Here is a 16,755-nt window from a genome sequence, read left to right on the forward strand (position 1 = left end):
GTCGGCGCGGGCCGTCGGCTCAGCGGCAGCCCGCGGCGGTCTGCACGAGAGTGTCAGGGGGAGCGCCGTAGGCGGAGGTTCCGTTCGCCTCGTCGGTGAAGCCCATGCTGATCGCCCACGCCGTCGCCCAGGCCTCCGCGGTCTGATCGTTCGACGTGTCGTACATCGTCCGGCAGCGGATGGTGATCGCGTGGCCGACCTCGTGCGCGACGATCGCACGCGCGGAATCGTCCGGCCACTCCTGCGCGATCGAGTTCGACAGCCGGATCGTGGCGTGGCCGCCGCGGTCGTACCACCACGAGGTCTCGCCCGACAGGTAGCCGTTCGACTCGCCCATGCCGTTGATCAGATCTGCCCATTCGAAGTCCATCAGGATCCCGGGCGCCAGGGAGCGCGCGAAGGCTTCGAGGTCGAGGCGGGACGGTGCGAGCGGACCGGATTCGGCGGCGAGGGTCGCCGCGTGAGAGTCCTGCAGCCTCTGCACGGCCTGAGCGAGGGCGCCGTAGTCGGCGGACACCCGGGGCTGGAACGGCGACGCACGCTGCGTGACCTCGGCAGCGGCGGCGCGGACCTCGAGTACGGCGTCGTTGTCCGCCGGCACGTTCGCGGCCTCCGTTCCGGTGGCGCGGTCGGCGGCGGCGGAAAGCGCGGTCGACGCCGTGGTGCGCAAGGCGTCGGTGGCGGTGCGCAGCGGGCCTTCGATCGCCGTGAGGCTCTTGGTGCGGGCGCGCGCACCCGCGGCGAGATCCTCCAGCCGTGCGGTGTCGGCGTTCACGTCCCAGAACCAGAATCTGCGGGCCCCGACGCGCGGCCGCTCGCCCGGGATCAGCGTCGTCGCGGTGTCGATCTGCTTCGCATTCTGTTCCCCGGCGGTCGCGAGCACGGTGCGGTCCGCGGCGGCGAGGAGGCCGCCGTCCGACACAGCGAGGACCGCGGTCGTCGCGTCGCCTACGCTGCGTGCGCCCGTGATGGCCGCCTCCACCTGGCGCGCGGCGTCGTCCTGATCGTCGAGCGTGCGGCTCAGAGTCGTGCCGGCATCGTCGAAGCTCTTCCAGGCGGTGAGCTCCAACCCGGTGAGCGCTCCCAGCACGAGGACGGCGATCGCCGTCGGGAGCAGCCAGGCGAGGGTGCGTCGCCGAGGACGGGATGTTGCGGAGGACGGTGCCGGCACCGAGGCGGTCTCGGCATCGGGCGTCGTCGCATGCGGCTCTTCCATCGAGGTCCTGTCGCTGGGGCCAGAGGCCAGGGCTGACTTCGGGCGGACCCGGGCCCGCCACCGGACATGCTCTCACGCGGATCCGGTCGGGGGAGCGACCTGCGCCATGCGGACTGCGGGGCGGGGAGAAACGTGGAGGGGCTGACGAGAATCGAACTCGCGTCATCTGTTTGGAAGACAGAGGCTTTACCATTAAGCTACAGCCCCGGGACCCGCCGCTGAGCGAGGGTGCCGGACCACGATGGAACACCGCGGGACTTCCACGAGCATACCTGACTGGCGAGGGTGCTCTGTTCCGTTAGACTCGTGAAGGCCGTTCCCGCGCGCGCGGGTTCCTACCCGGGGCGTAGCTCAGCTTGGTAGAGCGCCCGCTTTGGGAGCGGGAGGTCGCAGGTTCAAATCCTGTCGCCCCGACAGCAGTGACGAGAACGATCCGACGGATCGCTCGCGTCACTGCTCGAGGTCGACAGGCGAGGCTCCGACAGATCCGACAGAGAAGTGTCCGGAGATGCGCCCCCGTGCGAAGGCCGACCCGCAGGGTCGGCCGAGCCCCCAGACCTCACAACCGCGTCGCGATACACGCGGGACATTCACAAGGAGAGCACACCAGCATGGCGAACAGCACCGTCGAGAAGCTTGCCCCGACCCGGGTCAAGCTGCACATCACGGTCACCCCCGAGGACCTCAAGCCCAGCATCGCGCACGCGTACGAGCACATCGCGCAGGACGTGCAGATCCCCGGCTTCCGCAAGGGCAAGGTGCCCGCGCCGATCATCGACCAGCGCGTCGGCCGCGGCGCCGTCATCGAGCACGCGGTCAACGAGGGTCTGGACACCTTCTTCCGCGAGGCGTCGCTCGAGCACAACCTCCGCATCGTCGGCCGCCCGTCGGCCGAGGTCATCGAGTGGCCGAACGAGAAGGACTTCTCCGGCGACCTCAAGGTCGAGGTCGAGGTCGACGTCCGCCCCGAGATCGAGGTCCCGTCGCTCGAGGGCATCACCGTGACCGTCGACGCCATTGAGGCCGATGAGGCAGCTCTCGACGCGGAGCTCGACCGCCTGCGCGCCCGCTTCGGCACGCTGGTCCCCGTCGACCGTCCCGCGAAGGCCGGCGACTTCGTTGAGCTCGACCTCGTCGCCGCCATCGACGGCGCAGAGATCGACCGTGCGGAGGGCGTCTCCTACGAGGTCGGCTCCGGCGAGCTGCTCGAAGGCATCGACGACGCGATCGACTCGCTCACCGCCGGGGAGGACACCACGTTCCGCTCGAAGCTGGTCGGCGGCGACCACGCGGGCGAGGACGCCGAGGTCTCCGTCACGGTCAAGGCCGTCAAGGAGCGCGAGCTGCCCGAGGCGGACGACGACTTCGCGCAGATCGCGAGCGAGTTCGACACGATCGCCGAGCTGCGCGACAGCCTGCGCGAGTCGGTCGATCAGCAGGGCGTGTTCACCCAGGCCTCCTCGGCGCGCGACAAGCTCATCGAGACCCTGCTCGAGAAGATCGAGATCCCGGTTCCGCCGCAGCTCATCGAGGACGAGGTGCACAACCACCTCGAGGGCGAGGGCCGTCTGGAGGACGACGAGCACCGCGCCGAGGTCACCGAGGCGAGCACCAAGCAGTTCCGCACCCAGGTGCTGCTCGACTCGATCGCTGAGGATGCGAACGTTCAGGTCTCGCAGGACGAGCTCAGCCAGTACCTGATCCAGTCCGCTGCGCAGTACGGCATGGCTCCGCAGGAGTTCGTCGAGGCTCTGCAGTCCCAGAACCAGCTGCCGGCCCTCGTCGGCGAGGTCGCCCGCAACAAGGCCCTCGCGGTCGCGCTGGGCAAGGTCACCGTGGTCGACTCCAACGGCAAGGCCGTTGACCTGACCGGTTTCGTCGCGACCGACGACGAGGCCGAGGACGCTGCCGAGGCTCCGGCCGAGGAGAAGCCCGCGAAGAAGGCCCCGGCCAAGAAGGCTCCCGCCAAGAAGGCCCCGGCCAAGAAGGCTGCGGAGGCCGACGAGGCTCCCGCTGCGGAGGCCCCCGCCGAGGAGAAGCCCGCCGCCAAGCGCCGCACTGAGCGAGCGGAGCGAGACGAAGTGAAGCCGGCTGCGCGCAAGGCCCCGGCCAAGAAGGCCGCCGACAAGGCCGCTGACGCCGAGTAAGCATCGGATCCATGATCCGGAAGAGGGCGGGTGCACCATGCACCCGCCCTCTTCGCATCCGTCGAGCACGAGAACGAGGACAGACATGAACGACTGGCAGGAACGGATCGACGCCGTCTGGGAGGCAGCCGCAGGGGGGCTCGTCGACGACGAGGTGATCACGCGGATCGATGCGATCGCGGCGGAGCGGGGTTCTGACGACGCCGGAGCCGCCTTCGAGCGTGCCGGCGCCCGCGACTCCGCGGGACGGCCCGACGAGGCGGTGCCGCTCTATCGTCGCGCGCTCGACCTCGGTCTCGACGACGACCGCCGCGCCCAGGCGACGATCCAGCTGGCGAGCTCGCTGCGCAATCTCGGCGACGTGCAGGGCGCGCTCGAGCTCATCGAGGCCGAGCACACCGCCCACCCCGACTCGGTCTACCGCGACGCGATCGCGGCGATGCACGCTCTCGCGCTGGCCAGCGCCGGTCACCCCGAGCGCGGGCTCGGCGTCGCGATTCTGGCCCTGGTGCCGCACATGCCCCGCTATCACCGGTCCATGACCGCGTACGCCCACGAGATCGCGGGCGACGGCGCCTGATATGCCGACGGCGAACACGGCCGGGCGCGTGCGTTGTCGCCGGTAGATTCGAAACACCGAACACGGAAACAGGAGCTGAAATGGCTGAACCCCTGGTCGCGACGAGCGTCTTTGACAGGCTGCTCAAGGATCGCATCATCTGGCTGGGATCCGAGGTGCGGGACGAGAACGCCAACGAGATCTGCGCCAAGATCCTCCTTCTCGCCGCAGAGGACCCCGAGAAGGACATCTACCTCTACATCAACTCGCCCGGCGGGTCCATCACCGCGGGCATGGCGATCTACGACACGATGCAGTTCGTGCCGAACGACATCGTCACGGTCGGCATCGGCATGGCGGCCTCGATGGGACAGCTGCTGCTGACCAGCGGCACCAAGGGCAAGCGCTACATCACGCCGAACGCGCGCGTGCTGCTGCACCAGCCGCACGGCGGCTTCGGCGGCACGTCCAGCGACATCCAGACGCAGGCGCAGCTCATCCTGTCGATGAAGCAGCGCCTCGCCGAGATCACCGCCTCGCAGACCGGCAAGACGGTGGAGCAGATCAACGAGGACGGCGACCGGGACCGCTGGTTCACCGCCACAGAGGCTCTCGAATACGGCTTCGTCGACCACATGCGCGAGCACGCCAGTGACGTGCACGGCGGCGGCGGCACGGGCGCGGACAAGTAAGGGCTGGAGAGGACACCCATGTACACACCCACGTTCCGGTCCGCCGGCGACCTGCCCTCGAGCCGCTACGTCCTTCCTCAGTTCGAGGAGCGCACCGCCTACGGCTTCAAGCGTCAGGACCCGTACAACAAGCTGTTCGAAGATCGCGTGATCTTCCTCGGCGTGCAGGTCGACGACGCATCCGCCGATGACGTGATGGCGCAGCTGCTGGTCCTGGAGAGCCAGGACTCCGAGCGCGACATCACGATGTACATCAACTCGCCCGGCGGATCCTTCACGGCGATGACCGCGATCTACGACACGATGCAGTACGTCGCGCCGCAGATCCAGACGGTCGTGCTCGGCCAGGCGGCCTCGGCCGCCTCGGTCCTGCTCGCCGCGGGTGCGCCCGGCAAGCGTCTCGCGCTGCCGAACGCGCGCGTGCTGATGCACCAGCCCGCGATGGGCGAGGCCGGTCAGGGCCAGGCCTCCGACATCGAGATCCAGGCCGCCGAGATCCTGCGCATGCGCACCTGGCTCGAGGAGACGATGGCCAAGCACACCGGGCAGCCGGTGGCGAAGGTCAACCGCGACATCGATCGCGACAACATCCTCTCCGCGGCGCAGGCCAAGGACTACGGCATCGTCGACCAGGTGCTGACGAGCCGCAAGCGTCAGTCGCTCAGCTGACCTGCTGACATCCCGCGAGAGGGCGGTCCGGATCCGACTCCGGGCCGCCCTCTCGCGTCCCCGCTCCTGTTGCGCGGGTGAGCGAGGACGATTGCTCATATGAGCAGATGCATGCGCGTGCGTGTGGCGAAGGGTATTCTCGGAGCATGCCCCGATCCGCCATCGATGACGACGAGCTGCTCGCCGTCCGTGTGGCGGAGCTGTACTACGACGAGGACAAGACCCAGGACGAGATCGGCGGCCTGCTGGGCATCTCGCGCTGGAAGGTCGGCCGGCTCCTGCAGCAGGCCCGCATCGACGGGATCGTGCGGATCGAGATCGTGCACCCGCGTGCCCGCAAGCTCGGCATCGAACGAGAGCTGCGCGAGCGCTTCGGGCTCGCCGACGCGGTCGTGGTGCCGAACGGGCCGAGCGACACCGAGACCCTCGGCAGGGTCGCGCAGGGCGCCGCGGATCACCTCGCAGCCCTCCGCCCGGTGCCGAAGACCCTTGCCGTGAGCTGGGGCCGCACGCTCACCGCGATCGCCGACCGGATGGCCGAGGGATGGGCGCGCGGAGTCACCGTGGTGCAGATGAACGGCGGTGTGAGCGTGAACCGCCGTCCAGGAGGCGCCGCCTCGCTGGCGGCCACCATCGCGCAGCGCGCCGCGGGGCACGTCGCGCTGCTGCCCAGCCCCGCGATCCTGGAGCGGCTCGAGACCAAGCAGGCGATCGAACGGGACCGCACCGTCGCGGGCGTGCTCGATCAGGCCGCGCAGGCCGACGCCTACCTCTTCACGGCGGGCGTCTGCGATGCCGGATCCGCGCACGTCGACAACGGCTATCTGAGCGTCCGCGACATCGACGAGCTCGCCCGCCGCGGCGCGGTCGGCGACGTGCTGGGCCGCTACATCGACGCCGACGGCAACATCGTGGATCCCGAGCTCGACGCCCGCACGGTCGGGCTGAGTCTCGAGCGGTTGCGCGAGGCGCGCACCGCCGTCTTCGTCACGGCCGGAGAGGCGAAGCACGACATCGCCCGCACGGTCGTGACCGCGAACCTGTGCACGATGGTGGTCACCGACGAGGCGACCGCCCGGACCCTCTTGGAGGACCAGTGACGACGACCGAACTCGCACGGCGCACCGCGCTGGAGGTGCTCGGCGGCGAACCCGACGACCTCACCCTGCGCCGATTCCTGCACGGCCTCCCCGGCGTGGACGCGGTGGGCCTGGAGCAGCGCTCCGCCGCGCTCGGCACGCGCTCGATCAAGACGACGTCGAAGGCCTGGGCCCTCGACACGATCGTGCGCCTCATCGACCTCACGACGCTGGAGGGCGCCGACACCCCCGGCAAGGTGCGCTCGCTGGTGTCCAAGGCCAAACTGCCCGACGCCTCCGATGCATCCTGCCCCTCGGTCGCCGCGGTGTGCGTGTACGGCGACATGGTGCCGTATGCCGTCGAGGCGCTCGGCGCCCGGCACGGCGACCCCGACGACGGCGGCATCTCCGTCGCCGCCGTCGCGACCGCGTTCCCGAGCGGGCGCGCTTCGCTGGCCGTGAAGCTCGCGGACACCCGTGACGCGGTGGAGGCCGGTGCCGACGAGATCGACATGGTGATCGACCGCGGCGCGTTCCTCTCCGGGCGCTACGGCCAGGTGTTCGAGCAGATCGTCGCGGTCAAGGACGCCTGCCGCCGGGGGGACGGCACGTCCGCCTCGCTCAAGATCATCCTGGAGACGGGTGAGCTGAACACCTACGACAACATCAAGCGCGCGTCCTGGCTCGGCATGCTGGCGGGAGGCGACTTCATCAAGACGTCCACCGGCAAGGTCGCGCCCGCGGCCACGCTGCCGGTCACGCTGCTCATGCTCGAGGCCGTGCGCGACTGGCACCGGCTCACCGGCGAGAAGATCGGCGTGAAGCCGGCCGGCGGGATCCGGTCCTCGAAGGACGCGGTCAAGTATCTCGTGCACGTCGCCGAGACGGTCGGGGAGGAGTGGCTGCAGCCGCACCTGTTCCGGTTCGGCGCGTCCAGCCTGCTCAACGACGTGCTGCTGCAGCGGCAGAAGCTGACCACCGGCCACTACTCCGGCCCCGACTACGTCACGATCGACTGACGGAGGACCACGCATGGGATTCCTGGATTACGCACCCGCGCCCGAGTCGCGGAGCATCCTCAACCTGAAGGACGAGTACGGCCTGTTCATCGACGGCGAGTTCGTCGAGGGCCGCGGCGCCTCGTTCGGCACGATCTCGCCCGCGGACGAGTCGCGCATCGCCACGATCGCGCACGCATCGGATGAGGACGTCGATCTCGCCGTGGCCGCCGCGCGCCGCGCCTACACCAGGGTGTGGTCGAAGATGAGCGGCCGCGACCGCGGCAAGTACCTGTTCCGGATCGCGCGCCTCGTGCAGGAGCGCGCCCGCGAACTCGCCGTGGCGGAGAGCCTCGACAACGGCAAGCCGATCAAGGAAGCCCGCGACGTGGACGTGCCTCTCGTCGCGTCGTGGTTCTTCTACTACGCAGGCTGGGCGGACAAGCTCGACTACGCCGGCGCCGGACCGAACCCGTCGGCGCACGGCGTCGCGGGGCAGGTCATCCCGTGGAACTTCCCGCTGCTCATGCTCGCGTGGAAGGTCGCGCCGGCGCTCGCCGCAGGCAACACGGTCGTCCTGAAGCCCGCGGAGACCACCTCGCTCACGGCGCTGATCTTCGCCGAGATCCTGCAGCAGGCCGACCTTCCGGCCGGCGTGGTGAACATCATCACGGGCGCCGGGGCCACCGGCGCGGCGCTGGTGCGCCACCCCGACGTCGACAAGGTCGCCTTCACCGGGTCCACCGCGGTGGGTCGCGAGATCGCGCGTACCGTCGCCGGCACCGGCAAGGCGCTCACCCTGGAGCTCGGCGGCAAGGCCGCGAACATCGTCTTCGACGACGCCCCGATCGACCAGGCCGTCGAGGGCATCGTCAACGGCATCTTCTTCAACCAGGGGCACGTCTGCTGCGCCGGCAGCCGCCTGCTCGTGCAGGAATCGATCCACGACGAGGTCATCGACCGGCTGAAGTCGCGTCTGTCGACCCTGCGCCTCGGCGACCCGCTCGACAAGAACACGGACATCGGCGCGATCAACTCCGCCGAGCAGCTGGCGCGGATCCGCGAGCTCAGCCAGGTCGGCGAGGACGAGGGCGCACAGCGCTGGACCGCCGACTGCGTGATCCCGGAGAAGGGGTTCTGGTTCGCCCCGACGATCTTCACCGGCGTCGAAGCGTCGCACCGGATCGCCCGCGAGGAGGTGTTCGGCCCCGTGCTGTCGGTGCTGACCTTCCGCACCCCGGCCGAGGCGATCGCGAAGGCGAACAACACGCCCTACGGCCTCTCCGCAGGAGTGTGGAGCGACAAGGGATCCCGGATCCTCGCCGTCGCCGACCGCCTGCGCGCGGGGGTCGTGTGGGCCAACACGTTCAACCGGTTCGATCCGTCCAGCCCGTTCGGCGGCTACAAGGAGTCCGGCTACGGCCGCGAAGGCGGAAAGCAGGGCCTGGCCGCCTATCTGCGCCCGGCGGCGGTCGCCCCGCGCGCGCTGGACCGGCAGAACGAGACCAAGAGCGAAGCCAAGGCGCTGAAGAAGGGATCCGCGGCATGAGCGCGCGTCTGACCGTTCCCAAGACCTACAAGCTCGCGATCGGCGGCGCGTTCCCGCGCAGCGAATCGGGACGCACCTACGAGGTCACCACCCCGAAGGGCGCGTTCCTCGCGAACGCCGCCCAGGCGTCGCGCAAGGACGCCCGCGATGCGGTCAAGGCCGCGCGCACCGCGCAGGCCGGCTGGGCCAAGGCGACCGCCTACAACCGCGGCCAGGTGCTGTACCGCGTGGCCGAGGTGCTCGAGGGGCGTCGTGCCCAGTTCGTCGACGAGATCGTGGCCCAGCAGGGCGTCTCGGCGGCTGTCGCCGGCGCGCAGGTCGACGAGGCGATCGATCTGTGGGTCTGGTACGCGGGCTGGTGCGACAAGTACGCCCAGATCGCCGGCAACCTGAACCCGGTCGCGGGCGCCTACTTCAACATCTCCGCTCCGGAGCCGACCGGCGTCGTCGCGATCGTCGCGCCGCAGGAGTCCGCGCTGCTGGGCCTCGTCTCGGTCGTGGCCCCGGCGCTCGTCGCCGGCAATGCGGTGGTCGTCGTGGCGAGCGAGCAGTACCCGCTCTCCGCGATCAGCCTCGCCGAGGTGCTCGCCACGAGCGATGTGCCCGGCGGCGTGGTGAACGTGCTGACCGGTTCCCCGGCCGAGCTCGCGCCGTGGCTCGCGGCGCACGCCGACGTCAACGCGCTGGACCTGGCAGGGGCGGGCGGGATCGACTGGGTCGACCTGCAGATCGCGGCCGCCGACACGCTCAAGCGCGTGCTCGCTCCGGGTGAGGTCGTCGCCTCGCCGCAGCGGATCGCCGCGTTCACCGAGGTGAAGACGGTCTGGCACCCGAAGAGCATGGTCTGATCGCGGTCCCTGAGACCGTCGAAGCCTCGAACGGCCCGCCCCCGCACCCGCGGGAGGCGGGCCGTTCGTCATGAATGCCCGGTTCCGGCGCGTGTTCGCCGTGCGCGGAGCGACGCGTCGCGGGGGATCCGTGGCGATGCGGCCGGATGTCGGACGCAGCGGTTAGGCTCGAACAGCGGCAACGCCGCACGGTGTTCCCACGCCGTGATCGCCGATGTGACAACACGGAGGCGACCGCGGACCAGGTCTCGAAGGAGGACGCACATGGCACGCATCGGTGAGAGCGCCGACCTGTTCAAGTGCTCGTTCTGCGGCAAGAGTCAGAAGCAGGTCCAGCAGCTCATCGCAGGGCCCGGCGTCTACATCTGCGACGAGTGCGTCGAGCTCTGCAACGAGATCATCGAAGAGCGCATGGCGGAGTCCGCCAACGGCGAGGTCGCCGAGTTCGATCTGCCCAAGCCTCGCGAGATCTTCTCCTTCCTCGAGGAGTACGTGGTCGGCCAGGAGCCGGCCAAGAAGGCGCTCGCGGTCGCGGTCTACAACCACTACAAGCGGGTTCGCGCCCGCGGCACCCTGCAGCCGGCCGAGCAGAAGGCCGAGGACATCGAGATCGCGAAGAGCAACATCCTGATGATCGGCCCCACCGGGTGCGGCAAGACCTACCTCGCCCAGACGCTCGCGAAGCGCCTGAACGTGCCGTTCGCCGTGGCGGACGCCACCGCGCTCACCGAGGCGGGTTACGTCGGCGAGGACGTGGAGAACATCCTCCTCAAGCTCATCCAGGCCGCCGACTACGACGTCAAGCGCGCCGAGCAGGGCATCATCTACATCGATGAGATCGACAAGATCGCCCGCAAGGCGGAGAACCCGTCGATCACCCGCGACGTCTCCGGGGAGGGCGTGCAGCAGGCGCTGCTGAAGATCCTCGAGGGCACGGTCGCCTCGGTGCCCCCGCAGGGCGGTCGCAAGCACCCGCACCAGGAGTTCCTGCAGATCGACACCACGAACGTGCTGTTCATCGTGGCCGGCGCCTTCGCGGGCCTCGAGGACATCGTCTCCTCCCGCGTCGGCAAGCACGGCGTCGGTTTCGGCGCACCGCTGCACGACAAGGGCAAGGACCTGGATCTGTTCAGCGAGGTGCTCCCGGAGGATCTGCACAAGTTCGGCCTCATCCCCGAGTTCATCGGCCGGCTTCCCGTCGTGGCCTCGGTCTCGCCGCTCGATCAGGCCGCTCTCATCGACATCCTCACCGGGCCGCGCAACGCACTGGTCAAGCAGTACCAGCGCATGTTCCAGCTCGACGGCGTGGAGTTGGAGTTCGAGGACGACGCCCTGCAGTCGATCGCCGACCTCGCCGTGCTCCGCAAGACCGGCGCACGCGGACTCCGGGCGATCCTGGAGGACGTGCTGGGCCCGATCATGTTCGAGATCCCGTCCGCGGAGGACGTGCAGAAGGTGGTCGTCACGCGCGCCGCGGTCGACGAGGGCGCGCCGCCCACCCTGGTGCTGGCGCGCAAGCGCAAGAGCGCCTGAGCGGCGCCCTCAGCGGTCCAGGCCCCGCCGCTTCAGCAGAGGGGCGATCTCGGCATCGCGTCCGCGAAAGTCGCGGTAGGCCTCGAGCGGATCCTTGGATCCGCCCACGCCCAGCAGGCGCCGGCGGAAACGCTCGCCGTTGGACCGCTGGGCGCCGCCGTTCTCTTGGAACCACTCCACGGTGTCGGCATCGAGGACCTCGCTCCAGATGTACGAGTAGTAGCCCGCGCTGTAGCCGCCGGAGAACACGTGCGCGAAGTAGGCCGAGGAGTATCGCGTGGGCACCGCGGGATCGTCCAGTCCGATGTCCGCGAGTGCCGCGGCCTCGAACGCCGCGACGTCATCGATCGACTCTCCTGCCGGCAGCGCGTGCAGAGCCTGGTCGAGCCACGCCGCCGCGAGGTACTCGCTGGTCTCGAAGCCCTGATTGAACGTCTCCGTCGACCGCAGGCGCTCGACGAGGCCCGCCGGAAGCGGGTCGCCGGAGTCATGATGCTGTGCGTATGCGTCGACGATCTCGGGCCAGAGCATCCACATCTCGTTGACCTGACTGGGGAACTCGACGAAGTCGCGGAACACATTGGTGCCGGAGAAGTGCGGATACGTCACGTCGGAGAACAGCCCGTGCAGCGCGTGCCCGAACTCGTGGAAGAGCGTGTTCACCTCATCGAGTGTGAGCAGCGTCGGCTCGCCGTCGGCGGGCTTCGAGACGTTCAGGTTATTGGCGACGACCGGGAGCGTGCCGCGCAGCGCGGACTGGCTCACGACTGGGTTCATCCACGCCCCGCCGCGCTTGCTGTCGCGCGTGTACAGATCCAGCACGTACAGGCCGAGCGCGGATCCATCCTCCTGGAACACCTCGAAGGTCCGGGCGCCCGGGTGGTAGACGGGCAAGTCGGAGCGCTCCGCGAAGGAGAGCCCGTACAGCCGGGCTGCCGCGGCAAACACGCCGTCACGCAGCACGCGCTCCGCTTCGAACCACGGGCGCAGAGCCGCGGTGTCGATGTCGTACTGCGCGGTGCGCAGCTTCTCCGTGTAGAACGCCCAATCGTGCGCCTCCAGCGGGAACGGTTCCGGCTCGGTGTCGTCGATGAGGCGCTGCAGGGCCGCGCGCTCCGCGGCGGCGTTGCGCGCGGCGGGCGCGGCGAGGTCGCGCAGCATGCGCTCTACGGCTTCGGGTGTGCCTGCCGTCTCATCGGCCGTCACCGCGGCCGCGTGGGACCCGTAGCCGAGCAGCGCCGCACGTTCGGCGCGGAGGGTCGCGATCTCGGCGAGGACGCCCCGATTATCGTGCGCGCCGCCGCGTGCTCCGCGAGAGCGCGACGCCTCCATGACGCGACGACGACTCTCCCGATTCGTGAGCGCTGCGAGCGCCGGGTGGCCGGTGAACAGGGGGAGTGAGAGCAGATGCTTGCCCTCGAGTCCGCGCTCCGAGGCCGCGCGGGCGGCGGACGACAGCTCGCCGGCGCTCAGGCCGTCGAGGTCGGCCGCGTCGTCGAACACGACGGCCAGCTCGTTCGTGTCGGCGAGCAGGTTCTTCTCGAACGTCGTGCTGAGCGAGGAGATCCGCTGGTTCAGCGCCGTGAGCCGGGCCTTGGCCGATTCGTCGAGCGCCGCTCCGGCGAGGGTCATCTCGCGATGCCAGCGCTCGACGAGACGTCGCTGCTCCGGGTCCAGCGTCAGGCCGTCGAGCTGATCGCGGAGCTGCGAGATCCGCCAGTAGAGAGCCGAGTCGAGCAGGATCGCATCCTGGTGCGCCGCCATCAGCGGGGCGAGCTCCTCATCGATCGCCTGGATCTCGGCGGTGGCGTCCGCGGAGGCCACCGTGTAGAACGCGTGCGACGCCCGGTCCAGCAGTTCTCCGCTGCGCTCCAGGGCCGCCATGGTGTTCTCGAAGGTCGGCATCGAGCGCACCATCGTGATCCGGCGGATCTCGGCGAGCTGCTCCTCGAACCCCAGCCGGAACGCGGGGAGGTAGTGCTCCGCGCGGATGCGGCCGTAGTCAGGGAGCGCGTAGGGGAGGGCGGAGGGCGTGAGCAGCGGGTTGGTCTCGACCGTCATCCTCCGAGCCTAGAAGATCGCCCCGATCCGAGGGGCGAGGCGGTAGGGCGGCGCTAGCCGGTCAGATCCGCCATGACCCTGCTCAGCGCATCGGAGACGAGGCGCACGGAGCGCCGGCGCAGGTTCTCCGGGCGGGCGAGCACATCGATCATCCGGTTGGTGCTGACGTACTGCAGCGGGCGGCGCACGACCGTGTCGGTGCCCGGTGAGGTGTAGCGGGGGAGCACGCCGATCACATCCCCCGTCGCGATCACGGAGGCGGCGACGCCGTAGTCGTTGATCCGGTGCACGATCTCGGCCGGCCGGTTCGTGATGGCGGAGATCGTGCGCAGCACGTCATCCGGGGAGTAGCCGGCGCGGCTCGTGACCCAGCGCTCGCCCACCACATCGGCCGGGCGCAGCGACGCGCGCTGTGCGAGCGGATGCTCGGGGGAGAGCGCCACATCGAGCGGCTCGGCGGCGAGGGTGAGCACGCGGATCCCGGTCTTCGGCCACGGCGGGCTGTGCTCCATGCGATGCGCGAGCACGAGGTCGTAGCGCGCGGTGAGGGCGGGGAAGTCGCTCTGCGCGACATCCTCGTCGGTGAAGCGGATCGCGGGAACGTCGGGGCCGGATCCGAGGGCGCGGATAAGAGGGCCGAACAGGGCCTGGGCCGCGCTGAGGAACCCGCTCACCGTGACGACGCCGCCCTCCGCGCCCTCGAACTCGTCCACGGCGGATCGCGCCGCGGCCATCGCGTCGAGCGCGGCTGCGCCCGCCTCGGCGAGCGCTTCTCCGGCCAGCGTCAGCACGAGCGTGCGGCCCTGCTTGCGCGTCAGCGGCGCGCGCACGCCGCGCTGCAGCGCCGCGAGCTGCTGGGAGACGGCGGAGGGTGTGACGCGCAGGGCTTCCGCGACGGCCGTCACGCTGCCGAGCGCGCCGAGTTCGCGGAGGATCTGAAGCTGCTGCAGTTGCATATGTCCAGTCAAGCATGTAGCGATGCTTAAAGCTCTGTCCAGACGGTGGGGATTGATCTACAGGGTTGTTCGCGATGGGATCGAAGCATGAAGGCTCTCTACAAGGACGGCCCGCACGCGGGCCTCGAGCTCGTCGACCGCCCCGACCCCGTGGCCGGCCCCGACGAGGTCGTCATCCGCGTGCTGCGCACCGGCATCTGCGGCACCGACCTGCATATCCAGCGCTGGGACGACTGGGCCGCCTCCGCCGTGAAGTCGCCGCTCATCCCGGGGCACGAGTTCTACGGCGAGGTCGTCGAGGTCGGCCCTCTGGTGCACGACATCGCGGTCGGCGACCGGGTCTCCGGCGAGGGGCACATCGTGTGCGGCATGTGCCGCAACTGTCGTGCCGGTCGCCGGCAGATGTGCATCAGGACGATCGGTCTCGGCCTGCAGCGCGACGGCGCGTACGCGGAGTACCTCACCCTGCCCGCGACGAACGTCTGGGTGCATCACGCGGATGTGACGCCCGAACTCGGCGCGATCTTCGACCCGCTGGGCAACGCCGTGCACACCGCGCTCGCCTTCCCGCTCGTCGGTGAGGACGTGCTGGTCACCGGCTGCGGCCCGATCGGGCTCATGGCCATTGCGATCGCCCGTCATGTGGGTGCTCGCTTCATCACGGCGACCGACGTGAGCGCCCCGCGACTCGATCTCGCCCGCGAGATGGGCGCCGACGCGGTCGTCGACGTCTCCCGTGAGGACATCGCGGATGCGCAGCGCGCCCTGGGCATGCGCGAAGGGTTCGACATCGGCTTCGAGATGAGCGGGGCGCCGAGCGCGCTGCCCGCGATGATCGACAACATGAACCATGGCGGACGGATCGCGATGCTCGGCCTGCCGACCGGGCCGTTCAGCGTGGACTGGGGCAAGATCGTCACGCACATGCTCACCGTGAAGGGCATCTACGGCCGCGAGATGTTCGAGACCTGGAACGCGATGGGAGCCATGCTGCAGACCAGCCCGGTGCTGCGCGACTCCATCACCCGCATCATCGCCGAGGTCCTTCCCGCGCGCGACTGGGAGAAGGGCTTCGCGGCCGCCGCCTCGGCGGGCACGGGCAAGATCATCCTCGACTGGACCGAACTTTAATCTTCAACGACAGAGGAGACGACGATGTACGGATCATTCCAGCAGCACCTCGCCGGCGAGCTCACCGGGATCGACGAGGCGGGCCTCACCAAGCACGAGCGCGGGATCCGCGGCCCGCAGCGCGCGGAGATCGTCGCGGACGGCGCCGAGGTCCTGAACTTCTGCGCCAACAACTACCTGGGCCTCGCCGATGACGAGCGTCTCGTGGAGGCGGCCAAGGGCGCCCTCGACGAGTGGGGCTACGGCCTGGCGAGCGTGCGTTTCATCTGCGGCACGCAGGAGCAGCACCTCGAGCTCGAGCGGCGGCTGTCGTCGTTCCTCGGCACCGAGGACGCGATCCTGTTCTCGTCCTGCTTCGACGCGAACGGCGGCGTCTTCGAGACGCTGTTCTCGGCCGAAGACGCGATCATCTCGGATGAGCTCAACCACGCGTCGATCATCGATGGGATCCGGTTGTCCAAGGCGCGCCGGCTGCGCTATCGCAACCGTGACATGGCTGACCTCGAGGAGCAGCTGAAGGCCGCGGCCGACGCCCGCTTCCGGGTGATCGTCACGGATGGCGTGTTCTCCATGGACGGCTACATAGCCCCGCTCGCCGACATCTGCGACCTCGCCGAGCGATACGACGCCCTGGTCTTCGTGGACGACTCCCACGCGGTCGGCTTCATCGGCGAGCACGGACGCGGCACGCCCGAGCTGTGCGGCGTGGAGGGCCGCGTGGACATCTATACCGGCACCTTCGGCAAGGCGCTCGGCGGCGCGAGCGGCGGTTACGTCGCGGGCCATCGCGACATCGTGGCCCTGCTGCGCCAGCGCGCGCGTCCGTACCTGTTCTCCAACACGCTCGCCCCGTCGATCGTCGCGGGCACCCTGCGTGCGCTCGACCTCGTCGAGGGATCCGGATCCCTGCGCGCGCAGCTGCAGGAGAACGCCGCACTGTTCCGCCGCCGCATGACCGAGGAGGGCTTCGACCTGCTCCCGGGCGAGCACGCGATCGTGCCCGTCATGTTCGGCGACGCCGCGCTGACCGCGCGGGTCGCCGCCCAGATGCAGAAGCAGGGCGTGTACGTGACGGCGTTCAGCTTCCCGGTGGTGCCGCGCGGACGCGCGCGCATCCGTGTGCAGCTCTCCGCCGCGCACACTCCGGAGCAGGTCGAGCGCTGTGTCGCGGCGTTCGTCGCCGCCCGCGCCGCCGCCTGACCCCCTCCTCGACGCCCCCTCGCAGCGCCCACGCCCCCTCTGAGCGGCGCTCCTGCGAGGGGGCGTCGGCGTTCAGAGGGGGGCGTCGATGAGAAGTGTTGCAAAGAAGTCCTTGCA

The 16,755-nt window shown here is 69.7% G+C and carries 14 protein-coding genes and 2 tRNA genes; 12 read left to right on the plus strand and 4 right to left on the minus strand.

Features of this window, described 5'->3' with window-relative positions; translation table 11 throughout:
- Window positions 1–19 precede the first annotated feature (19 nt).
- Together ACFC1J_RS00735 and ACFC1J_RS00740 are read right to left on the minus strand one after the other, a co-directional pair.
- Window positions 20–1,216 (minus strand): hypothetical protein, encoded by a 1,197-nt coding sequence (locus ACFC1J_RS00735; RefSeq protein WP_375901602.1) that lies wholly within the window; start codon window positions 1,214–1,216, stop codon window positions 20–22.
- 133 nt (window positions 1,217–1,349) lie between these two features.
- Window positions 1,350–1,423, minus strand: a tRNA-Gly gene (locus ACFC1J_RS00740).
- 133 nt (window positions 1,424–1,556) lie between these two features.
- Here ACFC1J_RS00740 and ACFC1J_RS00745 point away from each other — a divergent pair.
- The 10 genes from ACFC1J_RS00745 to clpX all read left to right on the plus strand — a co-directional run bounded on the left by ACFC1J_RS00745 (window position 1,557) and on the right by clpX (window position 11,290).
- A tRNA-Pro gene (locus ACFC1J_RS00745) sits at window positions 1,557–1,630 on the plus strand.
- A 197-nt stretch (window positions 1,631–1,827) separates the two neighbouring features.
- Complete coding sequence (gene tig / locus ACFC1J_RS00750; protein WP_375901603.1) at window positions 1,828–3,363, plus strand: trigger factor; 1,536 nt, start codon at window positions 1,828–1,830, stop codon at window positions 3,361–3,363.
- 85 nt (window positions 3,364–3,448) lie between these two features.
- Window positions 3,449–3,943 carry a tetratricopeptide repeat protein gene (locus tag ACFC1J_RS00755; protein WP_375901605.1) on the plus strand — a complete coding sequence of 165 codons (495 nt, stop codon included), beginning with the start codon at window positions 3,449–3,451 and terminating at the stop codon, window positions 3,941–3,943.
- Between the two features lie 80 nt (window positions 3,944–4,023).
- Complete coding sequence (locus tag ACFC1J_RS00760) at window positions 4,024–4,614, plus strand: ATP-dependent Clp protease proteolytic subunit (RefSeq protein ID WP_309337813.1); 591 nt, start codon at window positions 4,024–4,026, stop codon at window positions 4,612–4,614.
- Window positions 4,615–4,632: 18 nt separating this feature from the next.
- Window positions 4,633–5,283 (plus strand): ATP-dependent Clp protease proteolytic subunit, encoded by a 651-nt coding sequence (locus tag ACFC1J_RS00765; RefSeq protein ID WP_375901607.1) that lies wholly within the window; start codon window positions 4,633–4,635, stop codon window positions 5,281–5,283.
- Window positions 5,284–5,429: 146 nt separating this feature from the next.
- Window positions 5,430–6,383, plus strand: a complete 954-nt coding sequence (locus tag ACFC1J_RS00770; RefSeq protein ID WP_375901609.1) for a sugar-binding transcriptional regulator — start codon at window positions 5,430–5,432, stop codon at window positions 6,381–6,383.
- A 29-nt stretch (window positions 6,384–6,412) separates the two neighbouring features.
- Entirely contained in the window at window positions 6,413–7,381 is a 969-nt protein-coding gene (gene deoC / locus ACFC1J_RS00775) for a deoxyribose-phosphate aldolase (RefSeq protein WP_375902687.1), read from the plus strand.
- Between the two features lie 13 nt (window positions 7,382–7,394).
- Window positions 7,395–8,909: an aldehyde dehydrogenase family protein gene (locus ACFC1J_RS00780; RefSeq protein ID WP_375901611.1), complete on the plus strand. Its 1,515-nt coding sequence runs from the start codon at window positions 7,395–7,397 to the stop codon at window positions 8,907–8,909.
- The gene (locus ACFC1J_RS00785; protein ID WP_375901613.1) at window positions 8,906–9,757 is read left to right on the plus strand and encodes an aldehyde dehydrogenase family protein; all 852 of its coding nucleotides are present in this window, start codon (window positions 8,906–8,908) and stop codon (window positions 9,755–9,757) included. The genes ACFC1J_RS00780 and ACFC1J_RS00785 overlap by 4 nt, the downstream gene beginning before the upstream one ends.
- A 264-nt stretch (window positions 9,758–10,021) precedes the next feature.
- A complete protein-coding gene (gene clpX, locus ACFC1J_RS00790; RefSeq protein ID WP_375901614.1) occupies window positions 10,022–11,290 on the plus strand; it encodes an ATP-dependent Clp protease ATP-binding subunit ClpX in 1,269 nt (422 codons plus the stop codon).
- Window positions 11,291–11,299: 9 nt separating this feature from the next.
- On the opposite strand, the gene ACFC1J_RS00795 is transcribed toward clpX, so the two are convergent.
- Together ACFC1J_RS00795 and ACFC1J_RS00800 are read right to left on the minus strand one after the other, a co-directional pair.
- Window positions 11,300–13,351, minus strand: a complete 2,052-nt coding sequence (locus ACFC1J_RS00795) for a M3 family metallopeptidase (RefSeq protein WP_375901616.1) — start codon at window positions 13,349–13,351, stop codon at window positions 11,300–11,302.
- Window positions 13,352–13,404: 53 nt separating this feature from the next.
- Window positions 13,405–14,307: a LysR family transcriptional regulator gene (locus ACFC1J_RS00800; protein ID WP_375901617.1), complete on the minus strand. Its 903-nt coding sequence runs from the start codon at window positions 14,305–14,307 to the stop codon at window positions 13,405–13,407.
- An 87-nt stretch (window positions 14,308–14,394) separates the two neighbouring features.
- On the opposite strand from ACFC1J_RS00800, the gene tdh reads away from it, so the two are divergent.
- Complete coding sequence (gene tdh / locus ACFC1J_RS00805; protein ID WP_375901619.1) at window positions 14,395–15,438, plus strand: L-threonine 3-dehydrogenase; 1,044 nt, start codon at window positions 14,395–14,397, stop codon at window positions 15,436–15,438.
- 24 nt (window positions 15,439–15,462) lie between these two features.
- On the plus strand, window positions 15,463–16,638 hold the full coding sequence (locus ACFC1J_RS00810) for a glycine C-acetyltransferase (RefSeq protein ID WP_375901621.1): 1,176 nt from the start codon (window positions 15,463–15,465) through the stop codon (window positions 16,636–16,638).
- Window positions 16,639–16,755: the final 117 nt, after the last annotated feature.

The sequence above is a fragment of the Microbacterium sp. NPDC056052 genome (assembly GCF_042266785.1).
Taxonomy (GTDB): domain Bacteria; phylum Actinomycetota; class Actinomycetes; order Actinomycetales; family Microbacteriaceae; genus Microbacterium.

What these genes read in the sequence shown, in the direction of transcription:
- ACFC1J_RS00760 (WP_309337813.1), top strand. Translation starts at nt 4,024, where the DNA reads ATGGCTGAACCCCTGGTCGCGACGAGCGTCTTTGACAGGCTGCTCAAG.
- ACFC1J_RS00735 (WP_375901602.1), bottom strand. Translation starts at nt 1,216, where the DNA reads ATGGAAGAGCCGCATGCGACGACGCCCGATGCCGAGACCGCCTCGGTG.
- ACFC1J_RS00755 (WP_375901605.1), top strand. Translation starts at nt 3,449, where the DNA reads ATGAACGACTGGCAGGAACGGATCGACGCCGTCTGGGAGGCAGCCGCA.
- ACFC1J_RS00770 (WP_375901609.1), top strand. Translation starts at nt 5,430, where the DNA reads ATGCCCCGATCCGCCATCGATGACGACGAGCTGCTCGCCGTCCGTGTG.
- clpX (WP_375901614.1), top strand. Translation starts at nt 10,022, where the DNA reads ATGGCACGCATCGGTGAGAGCGCCGACCTGTTCAAGTGCTCGTTCTGC.
- ACFC1J_RS00765 (WP_375901607.1), top strand. Translation starts at nt 4,633, where the DNA reads ATGTACACACCCACGTTCCGGTCCGCCGGCGACCTGCCCTCGAGCCGC.
- ACFC1J_RS00800 (WP_375901617.1), bottom strand. Translation starts at nt 14,307, where the DNA reads ATGCAACTGCAGCAGCTTCAGATCCTCCGCGAACTCGGCGCGCTCGGC.
- tdh (WP_375901619.1), top strand. Translation starts at nt 14,395, where the DNA reads ATGAAGGCTCTCTACAAGGACGGCCCGCACGCGGGCCTCGAGCTCGTC.
- tig (WP_375901603.1), top strand. Translation starts at nt 1,828, where the DNA reads ATGGCGAACAGCACCGTCGAGAAGCTTGCCCCGACCCGGGTCAAGCTG.
- ACFC1J_RS00785 (WP_375901613.1), top strand. Translation starts at nt 8,906, where the DNA reads ATGAGCGCGCGTCTGACCGTTCCCAAGACCTACAAGCTCGCGATCGGC.
- ACFC1J_RS00795 (WP_375901616.1), bottom strand. Translation starts at nt 13,351, where the DNA reads ATGACGGTCGAGACCAACCCGCTGCTCACGCCCTCCGCCCTCCCCTAC.
- ACFC1J_RS00810 (WP_375901621.1), top strand. Translation starts at nt 15,463, where the DNA reads ATGTACGGATCATTCCAGCAGCACCTCGCCGGCGAGCTCACCGGGATC.
- ACFC1J_RS00780 (WP_375901611.1), top strand. Translation starts at nt 7,395, where the DNA reads ATGGGATTCCTGGATTACGCACCCGCGCCCGAGTCGCGGAGCATCCTC.